The sequence below is a fragment of the Caniella muris genome, from assembly GCF_943193035.1.
Lineage (GTDB): Bacteria > Actinomycetota > Coriobacteriia > Coriobacteriales > Atopobiaceae > Granulimonas > Granulimonas faecalis.
In genome coordinates this window covers 1575474-1593134 of sequence record NZ_CALPCK010000001.1, presented here as the reverse complement: position 1 = coordinate 1593134, position 17661 = coordinate 1575474, and the positions used below count along the sequence as shown (strand labels likewise).

The window sequence follows — 17661 nt, the reverse complement described above, 5'->3', positions numbered from 1 at the left end:
CTCCTCGATGCCTCCTCATGCGCCGTGCAGGTTCAATACTAACAGGGTCTTTGTGGCGGGCCCCACACGGCTGCGCTCGTCGGCCCGCACGCCGGCCACCCACACCACGGGGCCCGTGGCGCCGGTGCGCACCACCGGCACGGAGGGGCGGTCGCGGGCCGGCACCCGGGCGTCCTGGAGGAGGTCCGAGAGCCGCTTGGACTGGCCGTGCATGCCCAGGGGGCAGAGCACCTCGCCCGGCTGCGGCGACGCCACCCAGAGCCGGCCGCCCGTGGGCGACACGCCGGAGGCCTCGGCGTCGAGCATGGCCGAGGACGTGCCGCGCTCCGAAGCGAAGGTACGGGCGAGGCCGGGCGGGTCGTCGGCGCCCGAGACGGCCACGAGCGACGCCGTGAGGGTGCGGCCGTCGCCGAGGTCGAGGGTGCCCGGGACGTCGAGCCACGCGCCGCGGAGCACGGCGCCCCCCTCTCGGCCGCGGATGCGAAGCAGCCCGTACTGCACCGAGACATCCACGCCGAGGGGTGCCGTGAACGACCCCTCCCCCGCCGCCACGAGCGACAGCACCCGGGCGATGTGGCGGGCCTCCAGCCGGGCGCCCGGCGCCACCTCGAGCAGGGCCATGCGCACCACGCGGCGGGCGACGGCCACGTCCATGGCGGCGAGGCGGCCGGCGTCCAGGGTGCGGGCGCCGGGGTCCGCGCGGCGGCAGACGTCGCGGAGGGCCCGGGCGGCCACGGAGGTCATGAAGGAGTCCTCGTCGGCCATGAGGTCGCACGAGGTGGCCACGGCCTCCACGAGGCGGGGGTTGCGCTCGGCCGCAGCGGGCACCACGACGTGGCGCACGTAGTTGCGCAGGTAGCGGGTGTCGGCGTTGGTGGCGTCCTCGCGCCAGACCACGCCGTGCATGCGCAGGTAGTCGCAGAGGTCGTCGTGGGTGCGGTCCAGGAGCGGGCGCACGATGCGGTTGCGGCGCCGGGGGATGGACGAGAGCCCCGACGGGCCGGCGCCCTTGAGCGCGTTCATGAAGAAGGTCTCGCAGCGGTCGTCGGCCGTGTGGCCGGTGAGGATGCGCGCGGCCGAGCGGGGGCAGCCCACCTCGGCGCAGAGGCGGTTGGCGAGCCCCGTGGCCTCCTCGTAGCGCACCTGGCGCGCCACGGACTCGAACGACTCGCCCGGCGTGGCGTCGGCGAGCGCGGGCACGTCCACGAACCGCACCGTGCACGGGATGCCGTGGCGGGCCGCGAGGTCGGCCACGAACTCGGCGTCCTCCTCGGCGTCGATGCCGCGGAGGCCGTGGTTCACGTGGAGCACGTGCAGGCGCTCGCGGGCGATGGGGGCGCAGCCGCGGCCGTCGTCGACGTCGAGGCTCGAGGTGGCCGCCATGAGGAGCAGGGCGCAGGAGTCCGCCCCGCCGGAGACCATGAGCACCACTGGGGCGCGCAGGGCGGGGTCGCCGGCGGGGGCGGGGCGCGAGAAGCGCACGGTGCCGGTGCCGTAGCGCTTGGCGACGCTGGTCATGGGTTCCTCCTCGGGCGGACGCGGGACGCGGGGACAGCATTGAAGTGTAGTCTTGTGGAGCCCGAGACACCGTCCCGCCCGCGAGGAGGCCCCATGGAACGCCTGCTGACCCTGCACGTCCTGGCCTCCGGGTCCAAGGGCAACGCCTACCTGGTCGAGGGGCCCGACGGCTCCCTGCTGGTGGACGACGGCCTCTCGCGCAGGGAGCTCCTGCGCCGCGGGACCGAGCTGGGCGTGGACGTGGGGGCTGCCTCCGCCTGCGTGGTGACCCACGAGCACGGCGACCACGTGCGCGGCCTGGCCGTGTGGTGCCGCCACTGGCACGGGCGCCTGGTCGCGAGCGAGGGCACGGCCGCGGCGCGCCCGGCCATGGAGGCCCTGCCCTTCGAGACCGTCGTGCCCGGCGAGGGCTTCTCGGTGGCGGGGCTGGAGGTCTCGACGTTTCCCACGAGCCACGACGTGCGCCAGCCCATGGGCGTGACGGTGCGCTGCGGCGGCGACGCCGTGGGCATCTGCACCGACACCGGCGTGCTGACCCCCGAGGCCGCCCGCGCCCTGACCGCCGTGCGCATCCTCGCCCTGGAGTCCAACCACGACGAGGCCATGCTCCGGGGCGGGCCCTACCCCGCCTACCTCAAGGCCCGCGTGGCCGGCGAGCGCGGGCACCTCTCCAACGCCCAGGCGGCAGCGGCGCTGCCGTCCCTGGTCACCGCCGAGACCGAGGCCGTGGTGGCCATGCACCTCTCACAGGAGAACAACCGGCCCTCCGTGGCCGTGCGGTGCCTGGCGGCTGCGGTGGGCGCCGAGCCGCTGGACGCGCTGGGAGTGCATGCCGCCACGCCCGACGGCCGCCTGCGGGTGCTCGCGGCGGCGCAGGACGCGCCCGTGTCGGTTTTCTAGCGGGTGCCGGGAGGGGCGTCGCCCGCGGCGGGGCTCTTCTAGAATGACGTGAACACACCAAGCCGAGCGGCACCGGGGACGGGAGCGACCATGGCAGAGCACGAGCGGACCGAGCGACCCACCACGGGGCCCGCCATCCCCAACCTGGGGCGCACCCAGCGCGTCACCGGCCTCGACCTGCCGGACTTCGACGACGAGCCGCCCACCGTCTCGGCCCCCACGCCGGAGGACGACCTCTCGGCCGTGGACCCCGCCTTCGAGGGCGGCCTCGACCACCGCTCCCCCGACCCCGAGCTCGCCCGTCCGGCCAACGCCACCCCGCGCCACGCCGCCCCGGCGCCGTCCACGGGCCGCGGCCGCGAAGCCTTCGTGCGCGAGCCGGTGCCCCACGTGACCCAGCCCGCGGTGGACCTCATGAACGAGGACGACACCGAGGGCGCCATCGACTACACCCACGAGTCGGGCTTTACCACGCGCCGCGGCCCCGTGCTCTCCGGCGCCGGGTACCGCCGCAGCCGCGCCGACGAGAAGCGCTTCAAGAAGGACCTCAGGTACGGCCAGTACCTGAGCGTGCCCAAGGGCCGGCGCGACCTCTTCTCCTCCAAGCGCCAGATGCAGCGACGCCGCGTGACCATGGCCCTGGTGGCCGCGATCGCCCTCGCAGTGGTGGCGCTGGTCGTGTGGCTGGTCGTCCGCTAGGACACCGGCGCGACGGCGCGTGACAGCGGGGCCCGGCCCATCTGTCACTTATCTTATTTTACTATTGATGAACCCCGTGCCCATGGGAACCGGCGCGCCACGGCCCCTCTCAAAGGAGACGGGCCGTCACGCCCAAGGGTCCTCCTCCCAGAGGGGCTCCGGCTCTGGCCGACGGTCGCTCCAAGGGTCGTAGCCGTCGTCGTCCTCGTTCTCCGCACGGCAGAACTCCCGGTCGCGGCGCTCGGGCCCGCGGTGCCCGGACTCGCCCCGCCGCCGGTCGCCGCCCGGCGCACCGGCCGTCCCCGGCACGGCCGCGCTCCCGTGGCCCGCCGTCATCGCCCGGCCTCCCCCACGATGTAGGACGCCGCCAGGTTGGCCATGGAGTCGCCGTAGTGGCCCAGGTCCACCGACTCCTTCTTGAGGTTGCCCTCCAGCGCCTCGGTGGGTGCCGCGCACACGGCGGCCTGCACCGCGTCGCCCTGGCGCCACACCACCACGGCCCACACGGTGTCGCCCGAGGTGCCGGCCTTGGCCACGAAGTCGGGGGCGTCGTCCATCTTGGGCGTCACGGTCTGCGGCGTGGCCACCGTCGTGGTGCCCGACGAGGCCTTGAGGCCGCACGCGTTCATGAGCGCGTTGACGCACGACTGGTCCACCTTGAGGGTGCCGGCGTCGGCGGGGGCGCTCTCCTGCGTGACCTGCAGGCGCACGCCGTCGACGGAGGCGCCGGCGGCCAGGGCGTCCGTGGCCCAGAACTGGAAGCCCTCGTAGCGGGCGAAGGGGTTGGGCCCCACCACGACCTCGGGGTCGGCCGCGGGACCGGTCCACGTCATGGTGGCGGCGTTGTCCTTGGAGGCGCCGTAGCGTATGGAGTAGCCGCGGTCGCGCAGGTAGGTGGAGAGATCCTGCGGCCGGCAGGAGAGGTACTCGGTCACGGCGTAGGGCGTGGAGGGGTACGGCGAGCTCACGTTGAGCGTCACCGTGGCGCCCTGCTTGAGGGTGGCGCCGGCGCCGGGGTCGGTGGACACCACGGTGCCCGACTCCTCGTCGGAGGCCACGAGCACCTCCTTGGGCGTGAGCCCGGCCCGCGCCACGGCCTCATGGGCCTCCTCGCTCGAGAGACCCGCGACGTCGGGCACGGTGTAGGGCTGGGCCACCACGAGGGTCACGACATCGTTCTCGGTCACCACGGTGCCGGCGGCAGGCGACGCCGAGATGACCGTGCCCTCCTCGCTGTCGGAGTTCTCGTACTCGATGCGCAGGCGCGCGATGCCCCGCTTCTCCAGGGCCTGCTTGGCGTCGTCGAGGTTCATGCCCTCCACGTCGGGGACGGAGCGCTCCACGCCCACGCCCAGCGCTACCACGGTGCCGGGGTCCACGCGGCGGCCGGGGGCCGGGTCCTGCTCCACGACCTTGCCCACGTTGCCGTCGGAGACCACGTCGGACGTCGCCACCGAGAAGCCCCCGTCCTGCAGGAGCTGTGTGGCCTGGGCCTGGTCCATGCCCACGGTGTCGGGCAGGGTGCGGCCGCCCCAGAGCTCCATGCGCCAGGTGATGAAGGCCGCGAGCAGCGCCAGGGCGGCGAGAAACACGGCGACGGCCGAGACGAGCCCGAGCCGGGACGAGCGCCCCTTGGCGGCGGCGGGCTCCGGGGGCACGGGGAAGACCGGGCCGGTCTCGCCGGGGAAGGCGCCCGTGGCGGCGGGGTCGAACGGGTCGTGGCCTGCGTCGTCGGCGGCCCCGCCGAAGTCCCGCGGACGGGCCTGCTCGCGGGTGGCGTCGAGGCCGTCCGGCACCGGGGCCGGCTCGGCCTTGGGGATGGGCTCCGTGGGCGGGACGTCGGCGGCATCGGGGGTGCAGGCAGCCGGGACGGCGTCGGCCCTGGCGGCGTCGGGCTCGGGGGCCGAGGGCGCCTCCCGGGGCGCACCCGTCAGGTCGCCGGCGTCGCCCTTATCGGCCGGGGCGTCGTCGACGGGCGCCGGGGTCACCGGGCGCCCGCACTCGGGACAGAACTTGGCGTTGTCAGGCAGCCCGTGGCCGCAGCCGTCGCAGATCATGCAGTCCTCCAGCCGACTCCGTGCGGCACGCGCATTGAAGAATCCGGGGCAATTATCCCGCTAACGGCCCTGCCGCGGTAGCCCGGCACGGGACCGCCCGAGGGCCTCAACCCCTTCATTCCCGTTCCGGGGCCCCAGCACCGTCTGCCCCGCAGCACGGGAGGAGGGGCCCGCGCCACCGGGCACGGACCCCTCCTCAGCAGGTCGATGCGGTCAGGAACGCTACTCCTGGATGTGCACGTCGTCGGGCTCCACGGCCTCCTCGACGTCGACCTCCGCCTCCCCGGGCACGGCGTCGTCGAGCTTGGCGTGGAAGCCGTTGGCCTCGTCCACGTCCACGCACACGGTGTCGCCCTCGCGCACGCGGCCGTTGATGACGAGCGTGGCCACGTTGTCCACGACCTGGCGCTGGATGAGGCGCTTGAGCGGGCGGGCGCCGAAGACCGGGTCGAGGCCCTCGAGGGCCAGGGCCTGGACGGCGGCCGGGGTCAGGCGCAGCTTGATGCGCTGGTTGGCCAGGCGGTCGCGCACGTCGGCGAGCTGGATGTCCACGATCTTCTCGATGTCGTCGAGCATGAGGGCGTGGAAGACCACGACGTCGTCGATGCGGTTGAGGAACTCGGGCTTGAACGTGGCGCGCAGGGCCTCGTTGACCTGCTCGGTGACCTCCTCCGGGTGGGCGATGGCGTTGGCGCTCGCGATGTACTGGGAGCCCACGTTGCTCGTCATGATGATGATCGTGTTCTTGAAGCTCACCACGCGGCCCTGGCCGTCGGTGAGACGGCCGTCGTCGAGCACCTGCAGCAGGATGTTGAAGACGTCGGGGTTGGCCTTCTCCATCTCGTCGAGCAGGATGACCGAGTAGGGGCGCCTGCGGACGGCCTCGGTGAGCTGGCCGCCCTCGTCGTAGCCCACGTATCCCGGAGGGGCGCCGATGAGGCGCTGGACGCTGAACTTCTCCATGTACTCGGACATGTCGATGCGCACCAGGGCGTGCTCGTCGTCGAAGAGGTACTCGGCGAGGGCCTTGGCGAGCTCGGTCTTGCCCACGCCGGTGGGCCCGAGGAAGAAGAAGCTGCCGATGGGGCGGTCGGGGTCGGACAGGCCGGCGCGGCTGCGGCGCACGGCGGCGGCCACGGCCTTGACGGCATCGTCCTGGCCGATGACGCGGCGGTGCAGCTCCTCCTCGAGGTTCTGCAGCTTGTCCATCTCGCCCTGCATCATCTTGGTCACAGGCACGCCGGTCCAGCTGGAGACCACGTCGGCGATCTCGCCGGTGGTGACCTCCTCCTTGAGCATGCCGTCGTCGGTCTTGTCCTCGAGGAGCTTCTCGGCCTCGTCGTACTGGCGCTGGAGCTCGGGGATGGTGGCGTAGCGCAGCTCGGAGGCGCGGGCGAGGTCGCCGGAGCGCGTGGCGCGCTCCTCCTCGCTGTGGGCCTCGTCGATCTGGCGCTTGAGGTCCTGCACGCGGTCGATGGCGCCCTTCTCGTTCTGCCAGGCGGCCTTCACGCCGTCCAGCTTCTCGCGCATGCCGGCCATCTCGCGGCGCAGCTGCTCCAGGCGGTCCTTGGAGACGGCGTCCTCCTCCTTCATGAGGGCCTGCTCCTCGATCTGCATCTGGGTCATCTGGCGGTCGAGGGCGTCGATCTCGGCCGGCATGGAGTCGAGCTCCATGCGCAGGCGGCTGGCCGCCTCGTCGACGAGGTCGATGGCCTTGTCGGGCAGGAAGCGGTCGGAGATGTAGCGGTTGGAGAGGTCGGCGGCCGAGACGAGGGCGGCGTCCGTGATGCGCACGCCGTGGTGCATCTCGTACTTCTCCTTGAGGCCGCGGAGGATGGAGATGGTGTCCTCCACCGTGGGCTCGGAGACGAGCACGGTCTGGAAGCGGCGGGCCAGGGCGGCGTCCTTCTCGATGTACTTGCGGTACTCGTCGAGGGTGGTGGCACCGATGGCGCGCAGCTCGCCGCGGGCGAGGGCCGGCTTGAGGATGTTGCCGGCGTCCATGGAGCCCTCGGTGGCCCCGGCACCCACGATGGTGTGCAGCTCGTCGATGAACAGGATCACCTGGCCGTCGGACTTCTGCACCTCCTTGACCACGCTCTTGAGGCGCTCCTCGAACTCGCCGCGGTACTTGGCGCCGGCGACGAGGGCGCTCATGTCGAGCTCGACGATGTCCTTGTCCTTGAGGGTGGAGGGCACGTCGCCGGCCACGATGCGCTCGGCCAGGCCCTCGACGATGGCGGTCTTGCCCACACCGGGCTCGCCGATGAGGACGGGGTTGTTCTTGGTGCGGCGCGAGAGCACCTGGACGGTGCGGCGGATCTCCTCCACGCGGCCGATCACCGGGTCGAGCTTGCCCATGCGGGCGAGCTCGGTGACGTTGCGGCCGTAGCGCTCGAGGGCCTCGAACTCCGGCTTGGCGTCGGCGCTCGTGACGTGCTCGTCGCCGCGGAGCTCCTCGTAGGCGGCCTGGACGCGCTTGGCGGTGAGGCCGGCGCCGTTGAGGATGGAGCCGGCGGCACCCTTGTCCTCGCAGAGGGCCACGAGCAGGTGCTCGGTGGTCACATAGGAGTCGCCCATCTTGGCGGCGAGCTTCTCGGCCTCGTCGAAGACCTTCACGAGGCCGCGCGAGAGCCCCATCTGCGACAGGCCCGAGCCGGAGACCTTGGGCTCCTTGGCGATGGCGTCGTCGGCCTGGTGCTCGAGGGAGCGGGGGTTGGCGCCGATCTTCTCGATGATGGAGTCGAGGTTGCGCTCGCCTGAGGCCAGGAGCGCCTTGAGCAGGTGCACCGGCTCGCAGGCGCTCGCGTCGACGTCGGTCGCGATGCCGAGGGCCGTCTGGAGGGCCTCGGCCGCGGTGACGGCGAGCTTGTTGACGTTCATGCGATACCTCCCATTACACGTATCGATGGGGTTCTGTGGGGGCTTCTGCCCCCGAACCCGGGTCTTTTGAATCAGTCGCCCACGTTGCCCTGAAGAAATCCACGGAGGACCTGCTCGGGCCCTTTGCCGTCGTAGGGGGCGAGGGCGGTTATGCGGACCTGGGTGCGGAACTCGCTGACCTGGTCCTCCAGTTCGCGGACGCGCGCCCGCAGCTGGTCGATCTCGTCGTCCCGGGCCTCGGCGCGCTCGCGCATCTCGAGGATGCGCACCACGCCGGCCAGGTTGATGCCCTCGTCGGTGAGCCTGCCGATGAGGTGCAGCCGGTCGATGTCCGCCTGGCTGTACAGCCTGGTGTTGCCCCGGGAGCGGCCGGGGCTGACGAGGCCCTTCTGCTCGTAGACCCTGAGGGTCTGCGGGTGCATGCCGGTGAGCTCGGCGGCCACCGAGATCATGTAGAGGGGCTTGGTGCGGTTGGCCTTGGGGCCCTGCGGTTCTTTCATCGTTGCCTCCTCCAGAGATTCGAGGCCTGCCCGGAGGCCGCTACTTGGACTTGGACGCCTTGGCAGCGTCCTTGACGAGCTTCTCTATGTCGCGGCGGTAGTCGTGGTGGTCGGCGGCCTGGGCCTCCTCGAGCGCGGCGCGCTCCTCCTTGGAGAGGCGCGTGGGCACCTCCACCTTCACCGTCACGTACAGGGCACCCTTGGCACCCTTCTTCTTGACGTTGGGCGCGCCCAGGTCCTTGAAGCGGAAGACCTTGCCGTCCTGGGTGGCCTTGGGCACCTTGAGGCGCACGGTCTTGCCCTCGGGGGTGGGGATCTCCACCGTGGCGCCGAGGGCGGCCTCGTAGATGGAGATGGGCAGGTCCATGCGGACGTCGGCGCCGTCGCGCTTGAAGACGGGGTGCTCGGCCACACGGGTGGTGATCACAAGGTCGCCGCGCTCGCCGCCGTTGCGCCCGAACTCGCCGCGCTTGCGGTAGCGCAGCTTGCCGCCGTTGACGGCGCCGGCCGGGATCTTGACCGTGAGGCTCTGCTCCTCGCCCGTGGACGGGATGCGGTAGGTGACTTTGCGCTGGGCGCCCGTGAGGGCCTCCTCGAAGGTCACGTCGATGGACATGGTGAGGTCCCCGCCCTTTTGGACGCGGTTGCCGGGGTTGCCCCCGCCGAAGATCGACGAGAAGTCGAAGCCGCCGAAGCCGCCGTCGTCCTGGGCCGAGGCGGCGCCGCCGCCGAAGCCGCTGAAGATGTCGGAGAAGTCGAAGCCGCCGTCCGTGTAGGTGTAGGCCCGGCCGCGGCCGCCGTCGCCGCCGAAGTCGGCGCCGGGGATGCCCCCGAACATCAGGACCTGGTCGTACTCCTTGCGCTTCTCGGGGTCGGAGAGCGTCTCGTACGCCTCGGAGATCTCCTTGAACTTCTGCTCGTCTCCACCGGCGTCGGGATGGTGCTTCTGAGCCAGCTTGCGGAAGGATTTCTTGATCTCGTCGGCCGACGCGTCGCGGGAGACGCCCAGCACGTCGTAGAAGTTCTTCTTAGGCATCGAGTTCGCACCCCCTTTCTTTGGGTTCTCGCGAAAGCGCGCCCGGGACGTTGCTCGGCCCGGGCGCGCTTGGTTCGGGTTGTTCCGTCACCGGGGCATGTACCCCCGATGGCCGTGCGGGTGCCGTGGCGACCCGCGCGTCAAGCGGGTCCTAGGCGGTTTCCCCGCCGTCGTCGGCGGGGGCCGGGCGCTTGGGGCCGCCCATGGTCACGGAGACCATGGCCGGGCGGATCACCTTGCCGCCCATGGCGTACCCGCGCCGCAGCACCTGGGCCACGGAGTCGTCGTAGGCCTCGGCGTCCTGCACCTGGCCCACGGCCTGCTCGCGCAAGGGGTCGAAGGCCTCGCCGGGGCGGTCGATGACCTCGACGCCCTCGCGCTCGAGGACGCCCACGATCTTGGCGTGGACGTTGGCGATGCCGGCGCCCAGCTCCTTCACCTGGGCGTCGTCGATGCCCTGGGCGTGCTCCACGGCGCGCTCGAGGTCGTCGATGGCCGGGAGCAGGCTCTCCACGAGCTTCTCGGTGGCGCGGGCGCGCTCGGCCACGCGCTCCGCGGCCGTGCGCTTGCGGTAGTTGTCCCAGTCGGCCTGCAGTCGGGCCACGCGGGCCGCGGCGTCGGCCGCCTCGGTCTGGGCCTTCTGGACCTCGTCCCGGGCGTCGGCCAGCTGCTTCTGCAGCTCGTCGCGGTCGGCGCGCATCTTGTCGGCGTCCTTGGCGAGGTCGTCCTTGGCGGCCTGCTCGCCGGCACGGATGGCAGCCTCGACCATCTCGGGGTCGAGCTCCTCGTTCTGATCCACGGTTGTCGCCTCCTCCAAAGGGACGTCCCGGGGCGCGGGGCCCCGGGACGGGTCGTGCGGCGTGTCAGGGCCTCTTACTTCTCGTCCTCGTCATCGACGACCTCGTAGTCGGCGTCGACCACGTCGTCGTCGGAGGAGCCGGCGTCCTGGGCGGCGCCGTCCTGGGCGCTGGAGTAGACGACCTCGGCCAGCTTGTGGCCGACCTCCTGGAGCTTGTCGCCGGCGGCCTTGATGGCGTCGATGTCCTGACCCTCGAGGGCCTTCTTGGCCTCCTCGACGGCGGCGTCGGCCTCGGACTTCATGTCGGCGGGCACCTTGTCGCCGAGGTCCTTCAGGGTCTCCTCGGTGGAGTAGGCCAGGCTGTCGACCTGGTTGCGGACCTCGATGTCGGCCTTGCGCTGCTTGTCCTCCTCGGCGTTGGCCTCGGCGTCCTTGACCATGCGGTCGACTTCCTCGTCGGACAGGGCGGTGGAGCCGGAGATGGTGATCTGCTGCTCCTTGCCGGTGCCGAGGTCCTTGGCGGAGACCTTCACGATGCCGTTGGCGTCGATGTCGAAGGTGACCTCGATCTTCGGGGTGCCGCGGCGGGCGGCCGGGATGCCGGTGAGCTGGAAGCGGCCGAGGCTCTTGTTGTCGGCGGCGAACTCGCGCTCGCCCTGGAGCACGTTGATCTCGACGGAGGTCTGGTTGTCGGCGGCCGTGGAGTAGATCTCGGTCTTGGAGGTCGGGATCGTGGTGTTGCGGTCGATCATCTTGGTCATGACGCCGCCCATGGTCTCGACGCCGAGGGACAGCGGGGTGACGTCCAGCAGCAGGATGCCGTCGACGTCGCCGGTGAGCACGCCGCCCTGGACGGCGGCGCCGTCGGCCACGACCTCGTCGGGGTTCACGGACATGTTCGGCTTCTTGCCGGTGATCTTCTGCACGAGCTCCTGCACGGCGGGCATGCGGGTGGAGCCGCCCACGAGGATGACCTCGTCGATGTCGGAGATGTTGAGGCCGGCGTCCTTGAGGGCCTTGGTCACAGGCTCCTTGCAGCGGTCGAGCAGGTCGCGGGTGAGGCGCTCGAACTCGGCGCGGGTGAGCGTGTAGTCGAGGTGCTTGGGCGCGTTGTCGACCGAGGTGATGAAGGGCAGGTTGATGGTGGCCTGCTGGGCGCTGGAGAGCTCCTTCTTGGCGTTCTCGGCGGCCTCCTTCAGGCGCTGCAGGGCCATGGGGTCCTTGCGGAGGTCGACGCCCTCCTCCTTCTGGAACTTGTCGGCGGCCCAGTCGATGATGCGCTGGTCCCAGTCGTCGCCGCCCAGGTGGTTGTCGCCGTTGGTGGCGAGGACCTCGGTCACACCGTCGGCGAGCTCGAGCAGGGAGACGTCGAAGGTGCCGCCGCCCAGGTCGAAGACCAGGATCTTCTGGTCGCCGTCGGCCTTCTCGAGGCCGTAGGCGAGGGCGGCCGCGGTGGGCTCGTTGACGATGCGCTTGACCTCGAGGCCGGCGATCTTGCCGGCGTCCTTGGTGGCCTGGCGCTGGGCGTCGTTGAAGTAGGCGGGGACGGTGATGACGGCCTCGGTGATGGTCTCGCCGAGGTACTTCTCGGCGTCGGCCTTCATCTTGGCGAGGGTCATGGCGCTGATCTGCTCGGGGGTGTAGTCGGTGCCCTCGATGTCGATGACCACGCGGCCGTCCTTGCCCGGCTTCACGGTGTAGGGGACGGTCTTGATCTCGCTCTGGACCTCGTCGAACTTGCGGCCCATGAAGCGCTTGACGGAGAAGACGGTGTTCTGCGGGTTGGTGACGGCGCGGTTCTTGGCCGCCTTGCCCACGAGACGCTCGCCGTCGGGCTGGAACGACACCACGGACGGGGTGGTGCGGTCGCCCTCGGCGTTCACGATGATGGTGGGCTCGCCGCCCTCCAGGACCGCCATGGCGGAGTTGGTGGTGCCGAGGTCGATGCCCAGAATCTTGTTTGCCATAACTGGCCTTCCTTTCATGCCTGCCTCGTGGTGCAGGGCCCTGTGGCGGCCGAGGGGGCCGTCAATGCCGGCGTTACACTGGTGAGGCTTATATCCTTTGCGGAACATACTACACATAATCTAAGTCTGGGCAACATATATTTTCTGGTTCTCCACAACTCAGAGTGCCGGAGCATGCGCAGGTGGCCTCATGGAGCCTTATCACCGCTGGTGGGAGCCGCTAACAGGGGACTGGCAACCGTGAACGCGTTGTGTGGGGAGCAAATACCTGTAGACAGGTGGTATATAAACCATGTACCTGCAACTTTGGCTAACTTTTTGGCGGTGGACACGCTGCGGAAAAGTCCAGAACCTGTTCTTGCAAAGCCCGCCATTCTTGCTATATTCACTTCACACGGGGCCCGCGCGCGCCGCGGGCCGACTACCCCGACGATCGGAGAGAACCATGGCCCATCCTGTTATCGATGCCGACGAGTGCATCTGCTGCGGCGTGTGCGTCGACACCTGCCCCACCGACACCCTCGAGCTCGGCGACGAGTGCGCCGTCGTGGCCAACGAGGACAACTGCATCGCCTGCGGCCAGTGCATGGAGGCCTGCCCCACCGGTGCCATCACCGAGATCGTCGAGGACTAGCCCTCCCGACGGCATCCAGCCCCACCAGACGCCCCCGGACGCCCAGCGCACCCGGGGGCGTTTCTTGTGGGAGACCTCGCCGAAGGCCAGTTGACGAATTGTCGGATCTGTATATTGACAGCGTGTCAAACAGAGTCCTAGGCTGATGTCGATTTGAAAGGGGAGTCCATGGGCCAGCAAAGGGATAGGGGGCGCGACCGGCGACGGGAGGAACTCCTCTGCGCCGCCCGCGACCTCTACCAGGAGAAGGGGCTGGCCCACACCTCCGTCCAGGACATCACCGACCGCGTTGGCGTCACGCGCTCGCTTTTCTATCATTACTTCAGCGACAAGGACGCCGTGACCTCCGCGGTGCTCGACGACTACGTGGATGACTACGTGGAGGCCCTCTCCTACTGGAACGAGCGGCGCCGGAAGGGAGACGTGGACGAGGCCCTCCTCTCGGTGGTGCGGCTCGTGCGCAACGCCATCCTCGAGAAGGACTCGTTCCGGTCCGACCTCAACTCCACCGAGAACACCTCGCTCTACCTCGGTTTCATCCATCGGGTGGTCGACCACACCGCCCACTACCTCATAGACACCACCGTGAAGGACTACGGGAGCCTCCACACCATAGAGACCGACCACCTCTACGAGACCCTCTACATGCTCATCACCGGTGTCATCGGGCTCCTGCGCAACAACCCCGCCGTCGACGACGAGACGGCGGCCGACATCGTCGCGCAGACGCTCCATATAGACAGGTCCCACGATTAAGGGAGGAAGCGAATGTTGTTTTCCGTGTACGGGCCGAACGCGCTCTACCAATGGCTGGGGCTGTTCATGGTCCTGGGGGCCCTCATCGGCCTCAACGAGTTCGCCCGGAGGAGCAAGACCGGCGGCATCGTCATGTTCTTCGGCGTGTGCGGCGTCATGACGGTCTACTGCCTGGCCGTCGAGATCGGCGCGGCCATGGGCGCCGAGTGGGCGCTCAACAACCCCACGCACACCGACATGAACAGCTGGTTCCACTACGCCAAGGTCTACGCGGCCACGGCGGGGTGCATCGGCTTCATGATGCTCAAGTACGGCTGGGGCAAGATCGGCCGCTCCCACTGGTTCAAGGCATTCCCCTTCATCATCGTGGCCATCAACATTCTTATCGCCGTGGTGAGCGACTTCGAGAGCGCCTTCCGCGCCTTCGGCACCACGTGGGTCTCCACCGAGGGCGTGACCCTCTACGGCGGCTGGCACAACGTCTTCAACGGCATCGCCGGCCTCATCAACATCTTCTGCATGACCGGCTGGTTTGGCATCTACATCTCCAAGAAGCGCCAGGACATGCTGTGGCCCGACATGACGTGGGTGTTCATCATCGCCTACGACCTGTGGAACTTCTGCTACACCTACAACAACCTGCCCACCCACTCCTGGTACTGCGGCGTGGCCCTGCTGTTTGCCCCGACCATCGCCGGCCTGTGGTGGAACAAGGGCGGCTGGATCCAGAACCGCGCCTTCACCCTCTCCATCTGGTGCATGTTCGCCCAGATGGTCCCGATGTTCACCAACGACTCCGTCTTCGCGGCCGACTCCGTGAACAACCCCAACGTGAACCTCGTCGTCTCGATCGTGGCCCTCGCCGCCAACGTCGCGGCCCTCGCCTACATCCTCTACCGCGCCAAGAAGCTCGGCGTGAACCCCTACAAGCAGGAGGTCTTCGTGGGGACCAAGGACTTCCGCGAGGCCATGGAGCGCCGCGCCAGCACCGAGTACCTGCTCGAGACCGAGCCCAAGAGCGCCACGCCCGCCGAGATCGCCGAGATGGTGGCCTACAACTCCCTGCCCGCCGAGGGCACCCCGGGCTTCGTCTACGTGGCCGAGGAGAACGTCACCCGACAGGGCTAGCACCCTCACGGCAAGGAACCACCGGACGGTGTCGCACCACCGCCCCCAGGCCCGTCGACGGCACCGGCCGTCGGCGGGCCTTTCCATGGGCGCCCGGCGTGACAGCGGTGCCTGGACCATCTGCCACTTCGCCTATTACGTGATTTATGGTGGGACAAAAGTGCCCGACCATTGGGACAAAAGTGTCCGGGTGGTAGGACAGGGGCTATGCTGGGGGCACGACGCAGCACGATGACCGGCGCACATCTGCCGAGAGGGGCACCATGGACGTCTTCCAGTCGCTTCGCCAGAGCCGCGAGCTCACGGAGAACGAGCGCATGATCGCCGGCTACGTGCTCGACCACCCCGAGGAGGTGGCCCGCATGAGCTCCCGCGAGCTCGCACGGCGCACCTACACCAACCCCACGGCGGTGCTGCGCTTCTCCCGGAAGCTCGGGTTCGACAACTTCAACGACTTCAAGGTCAACATCGTGAGCGACCTCAAGCGCGCCCGCATGGACGGCGTGCGCGTGCGGCCCACGGACGCCCCCGTGGCCGTCTGCGACAAGATGGCCCATCTCAACGCCCGCATCGTCGAGGAGACCAAGCGCAAGCTCTCCATGCGCACCCTCCGGCAGGTGGCCTCCCTCATCGAGGGGGCTGCCGCCGTCGACTTCTTCGCCACGGACCTCAACGCGGCCGTGGCCTCCTACGCCACCCACATCCTCTGCCTCACCGGCAAGCTCTGCTGCGTCCTGGACACCCTCGACCGCTCCGTCTACTCGGCCCTGGTCGCCCCGGCCGACCACGTGGCCTTCCTGGTGAGCAAGTCGGGCATGGACCGGACGCTGCTCGAGGTGGCAGACGTCCTCAAGGGGCGCCGCGTGCCCACGGTGGCCATCACGGCCTCCCCCAACGCCCCTCTGGCCGGCCGCTGCGACCACGTCTTGGAGGCCTTCTACTTCACCCGCAGCGAGCGGTTCGGCGAGATGGTCTTCGGCACGTCGTGCAAGTACCTCTACGACACGCTCTTCGCCATGGTCTACGCCGGGAGCACGGAGCGCGTGGAGGCCCTGGCCCGCTCCTACGACGCCCTCTACTACGACCGCCTCGACCGCAGCGGCGTGCCCGGGGGCTCCCTGCCCTATTACGACGACTCCGAGCTCCCCGACTGACGCATCGTCACGGCCTCATCCAAAATTAAGGGACCACTTCCGTAACAATGCGTCCTTCCGCGCCGCGCGGGCCCGGGAGCCCTCCCCGCCTCCGTAGTCTTCGGGTTGTACAGACGAGACCCGCAGACAAAGGAGGCACAGATGCTGCGAGACGGGTTCCTCTGGGGCGGCGCCGTGGCCGCCCACCAGGTGGAGGGCGCCTTCGACGAGGGCGGCCGGGGCCTCTCGGTGGCCGACGTCATGACCGCCGGCTCCGCGACCGAGCCCCGCCGCATCACCGACGGCGTGCTCACCGGCGAGCGCTACCCCAACCACAAGGGCATCGACTTCTACCACCGCTACGAGGAGGACCTCGACCTCTTCGCCGAGATGGGCTTCACGTGCCTGCGCACGTCCATCTCCTGGAGCCGCATCTTCCCCGAGGGCGACGAGGCCGAGCCCTGCGAGGAGGGGCTGGCCTTCTACGACCGCCTCTTCGACGCCATGCTCGCCCGCGGCATCGAGCCGGTGGTGACCCTCTCGCACTTCGAGATGCCCCTCGGCCTCGTGCGCCGCTACGGCGGCTGGACCGACCGCAGGCTCATCGACCTGTTCCTGCGCTTCGCCGAGACGTGCTTTGCGCGCTACGCGCCCAAGGTGCGCTGGTGGATGACCTTCAACGAGATCAACAACCAGTTCAACACCGCCAACCCCATCTTCGCCTGGACCAACTCCGGCGTGGTGCTCTCCGAGCACGACGACCCCGAGCGCACCATGTACCAGGTGGCCCACTACCAGTTCGTGGCCAGCGCCCTGGCCGTGGCGGCCGCGCACCGCGTGGACCCCGGCCTCAAGGTGGGCTGCATGGTGGCGGCCGACTTCACCTACCCCTACAGCTGCAACCCCTCCGACGTCCTCATGGCCCAGGACGCCTGCCACTCCACGTACTTCTTCACCGACGTCATGTGCCGCGGCGCCTACCCCCACTACGCCCGGCGCCGGTTCGAGCGCGAGGGCTGGGAGCTCGACGTCACCGGGGACGACCTCGCCGCCCTCGCCGCGGGCACCGTGGACTACATCGGCTTCTCCTACTACATGAGCAACACCGTGCGGTTCGACCATGTGGGCGACATCTCCGAGTCCACCGCCCACTCCGACGAGCACATGGTGGACAACCCCTACCTCCCGCAGTCCGACTGGGGCTGGACCATCGACCCGCAGGGCCTCCGCTACGCCCTGCGCTGCTTCGACGAGCGCTACGGGCTGCCGCAGTTCGTGGTGGAGAACGGCATCGGGCTCTTCGAGGAGCTCGACCGCGACGCCGTGGAGGCCGGCGGCTGGGCCGTGGAGGACGACGAGCGCATCGAGTTCCTCGCCGGCCACATCCGCGAGATGGAGCAGGCCGTGGACGTCGACGGCGTGGACCTCGTGGGTTACACCCCCTGGGGCTGCATCGACCTCGTGAGCTTCACCACCGGCGAGTACGCCAAGCGCTACGGGTTCGTCTACGTGGACACCAACGACGACGGCAGCGGCACCGGCGACCGCTTCAAGAAGAAGAGCTTCGACTGGTTCAAGCGGGTCATCGCCACCAACGGCGCCGACCTGGGCGACCGATAGACCGACGGAAAACCGAGACCCCAGAAGGAGG

General features: G+C 69.6%; 15 protein-coding genes. 7 read left to right on the top strand and 8 right to left on the bottom strand.

Annotated features, from left to right (window positions below; translation table 11 throughout):
* Window positions 1-15 precede the first annotated feature (15 nt).
* Window positions 16-1518, bottom strand: a complete 1503-nt coding sequence (gene tilS, locus NFR49_RS06865; protein ID WP_251158862.1) for a tRNA lysidine(34) synthetase TilS — start codon at window positions 1516-1518, stop codon at window positions 16-18.
* 93 nt (window positions 1519-1611) lie between these two features.
* Between tilS and NFR49_RS06860 the strand changes: the two genes are divergently transcribed.
* Window positions 1612-2418 (top strand): MBL fold metallo-hydrolase, encoded by an 807-nt coding sequence (locus NFR49_RS06860; protein ID WP_251158861.1) that lies wholly within the window; start codon window positions 1612-1614, stop codon window positions 2416-2418.
* Between the two features lie 90 nt (window positions 2419-2508).
* Window positions 2509-3117 carry a hypothetical protein gene (locus tag NFR49_RS06855; RefSeq protein ID WP_251158860.1) on the top strand — a complete coding sequence of 203 codons (609 nt, stop codon included), beginning with the start codon at window positions 2509-2511 and terminating at the stop codon, window positions 3115-3117.
* Between the two features lie 126 nt (window positions 3118-3243).
* Here the strand turns inward: NFR49_RS06855 and NFR49_RS06850 are convergent, their stop codons facing one another.
* The 7 genes from NFR49_RS06850 to dnaK all read right to left on the bottom strand — a co-directional run bounded on the left by NFR49_RS06850 (window position 3244) and on the right by dnaK (window position 12377).
* Window positions 3244-3453: a hypothetical protein gene (locus NFR49_RS06850; protein ID WP_251158859.1), complete on the bottom strand. Its 210-nt coding sequence runs from the start codon at window positions 3451-3453 to the stop codon at window positions 3244-3246.
* A complete protein-coding gene (locus NFR49_RS06845) occupies window positions 3450-5174 on the bottom strand; it encodes a PASTA domain-containing protein (protein ID WP_251158858.1) in 1725 nt (574 codons plus the stop codon). The genes NFR49_RS06850 and NFR49_RS06845 overlap by 4 nt, the downstream gene beginning before the upstream one ends.
* 222 nt (window positions 5175-5396) lie before the next feature.
* Window positions 5397-8057 (bottom strand): ATP-dependent chaperone ClpB, encoded by a 2661-nt coding sequence (gene clpB, locus NFR49_RS06840; protein WP_251158857.1) that lies wholly within the window; start codon window positions 8055-8057, stop codon window positions 5397-5399.
* 71 nt (window positions 8058-8128) lie between these two features.
* The gene (locus NFR49_RS06835) at window positions 8129-8557 is read right to left on the bottom strand and encodes a heat shock protein transcriptional repressor HspR (protein WP_251158856.1); all 429 of its coding nucleotides are present in this window, start codon (window positions 8555-8557) and stop codon (window positions 8129-8131) included.
* Window positions 8558-8597: 40 nt separating this feature from the next.
* Window positions 8598-9593: a DnaJ C-terminal domain-containing protein gene (locus NFR49_RS06830; protein ID WP_251158855.1), complete on the bottom strand. Its 996-nt coding sequence runs from the start codon at window positions 9591-9593 to the stop codon at window positions 8598-8600.
* Between the two features lie 151 nt (window positions 9594-9744).
* Complete coding sequence (locus NFR49_RS06825; RefSeq protein ID WP_251158854.1) at window positions 9745-10392, bottom strand: nucleotide exchange factor GrpE; 648 nt, start codon at window positions 10390-10392, stop codon at window positions 9745-9747.
* A gap of 74 nt (window positions 10393-10466) precedes the next feature.
* The gene (gene dnaK, locus NFR49_RS06820) at window positions 10467-12377 is read right to left on the bottom strand and encodes a molecular chaperone DnaK (RefSeq protein ID WP_265590449.1); all 1911 of its coding nucleotides are present in this window, start codon (window positions 12375-12377) and stop codon (window positions 10467-10469) included.
* 427 nt (window positions 12378-12804) lie between these two features.
* Between dnaK and NFR49_RS06815 the strand changes: the two genes are divergently transcribed.
* The 5 genes from NFR49_RS06815 (at window position 12805) to NFR49_RS06795 (ending at window position 17630) form a co-directional block, all read left to right on the top strand.
* Window positions 12805-12993, top strand: a complete 189-nt coding sequence (locus NFR49_RS06815) for an ATP-binding protein (protein ID WP_135977978.1) — start codon at window positions 12805-12807, stop codon at window positions 12991-12993.
* A 168-nt stretch (window positions 12994-13161) separates the two neighbouring features.
* Window positions 13162-13749: a TetR/AcrR family transcriptional regulator gene (locus NFR49_RS06810; protein WP_251158852.1), complete on the top strand. Its 588-nt coding sequence runs from the start codon at window positions 13162-13164 to the stop codon at window positions 13747-13749.
* A 12-nt stretch (window positions 13750-13761) separates the two neighbouring features.
* The gene (locus NFR49_RS06805; RefSeq protein WP_251158851.1) at window positions 13762-14877 is read left to right on the top strand and encodes a DUF5692 family protein; all 1116 of its coding nucleotides are present in this window, start codon (window positions 13762-13764) and stop codon (window positions 14875-14877) included.
* Window positions 14878-15140: 263 nt separating this feature from the next.
* Window positions 15141-16031, top strand: a complete 891-nt coding sequence (locus tag NFR49_RS06800; protein WP_251158850.1) for a MurR/RpiR family transcriptional regulator — start codon at window positions 15141-15143, stop codon at window positions 16029-16031.
* Window positions 16032-16172: 141 nt separating this feature from the next.
* Window positions 16173-17630 (top strand): 6-phospho-beta-glucosidase, encoded by a 1458-nt coding sequence (locus NFR49_RS06795; RefSeq protein ID WP_251158849.1) that lies wholly within the window; start codon window positions 16173-16175, stop codon window positions 17628-17630.
* Window positions 17631-17661: the final 31 nt, after the last annotated feature.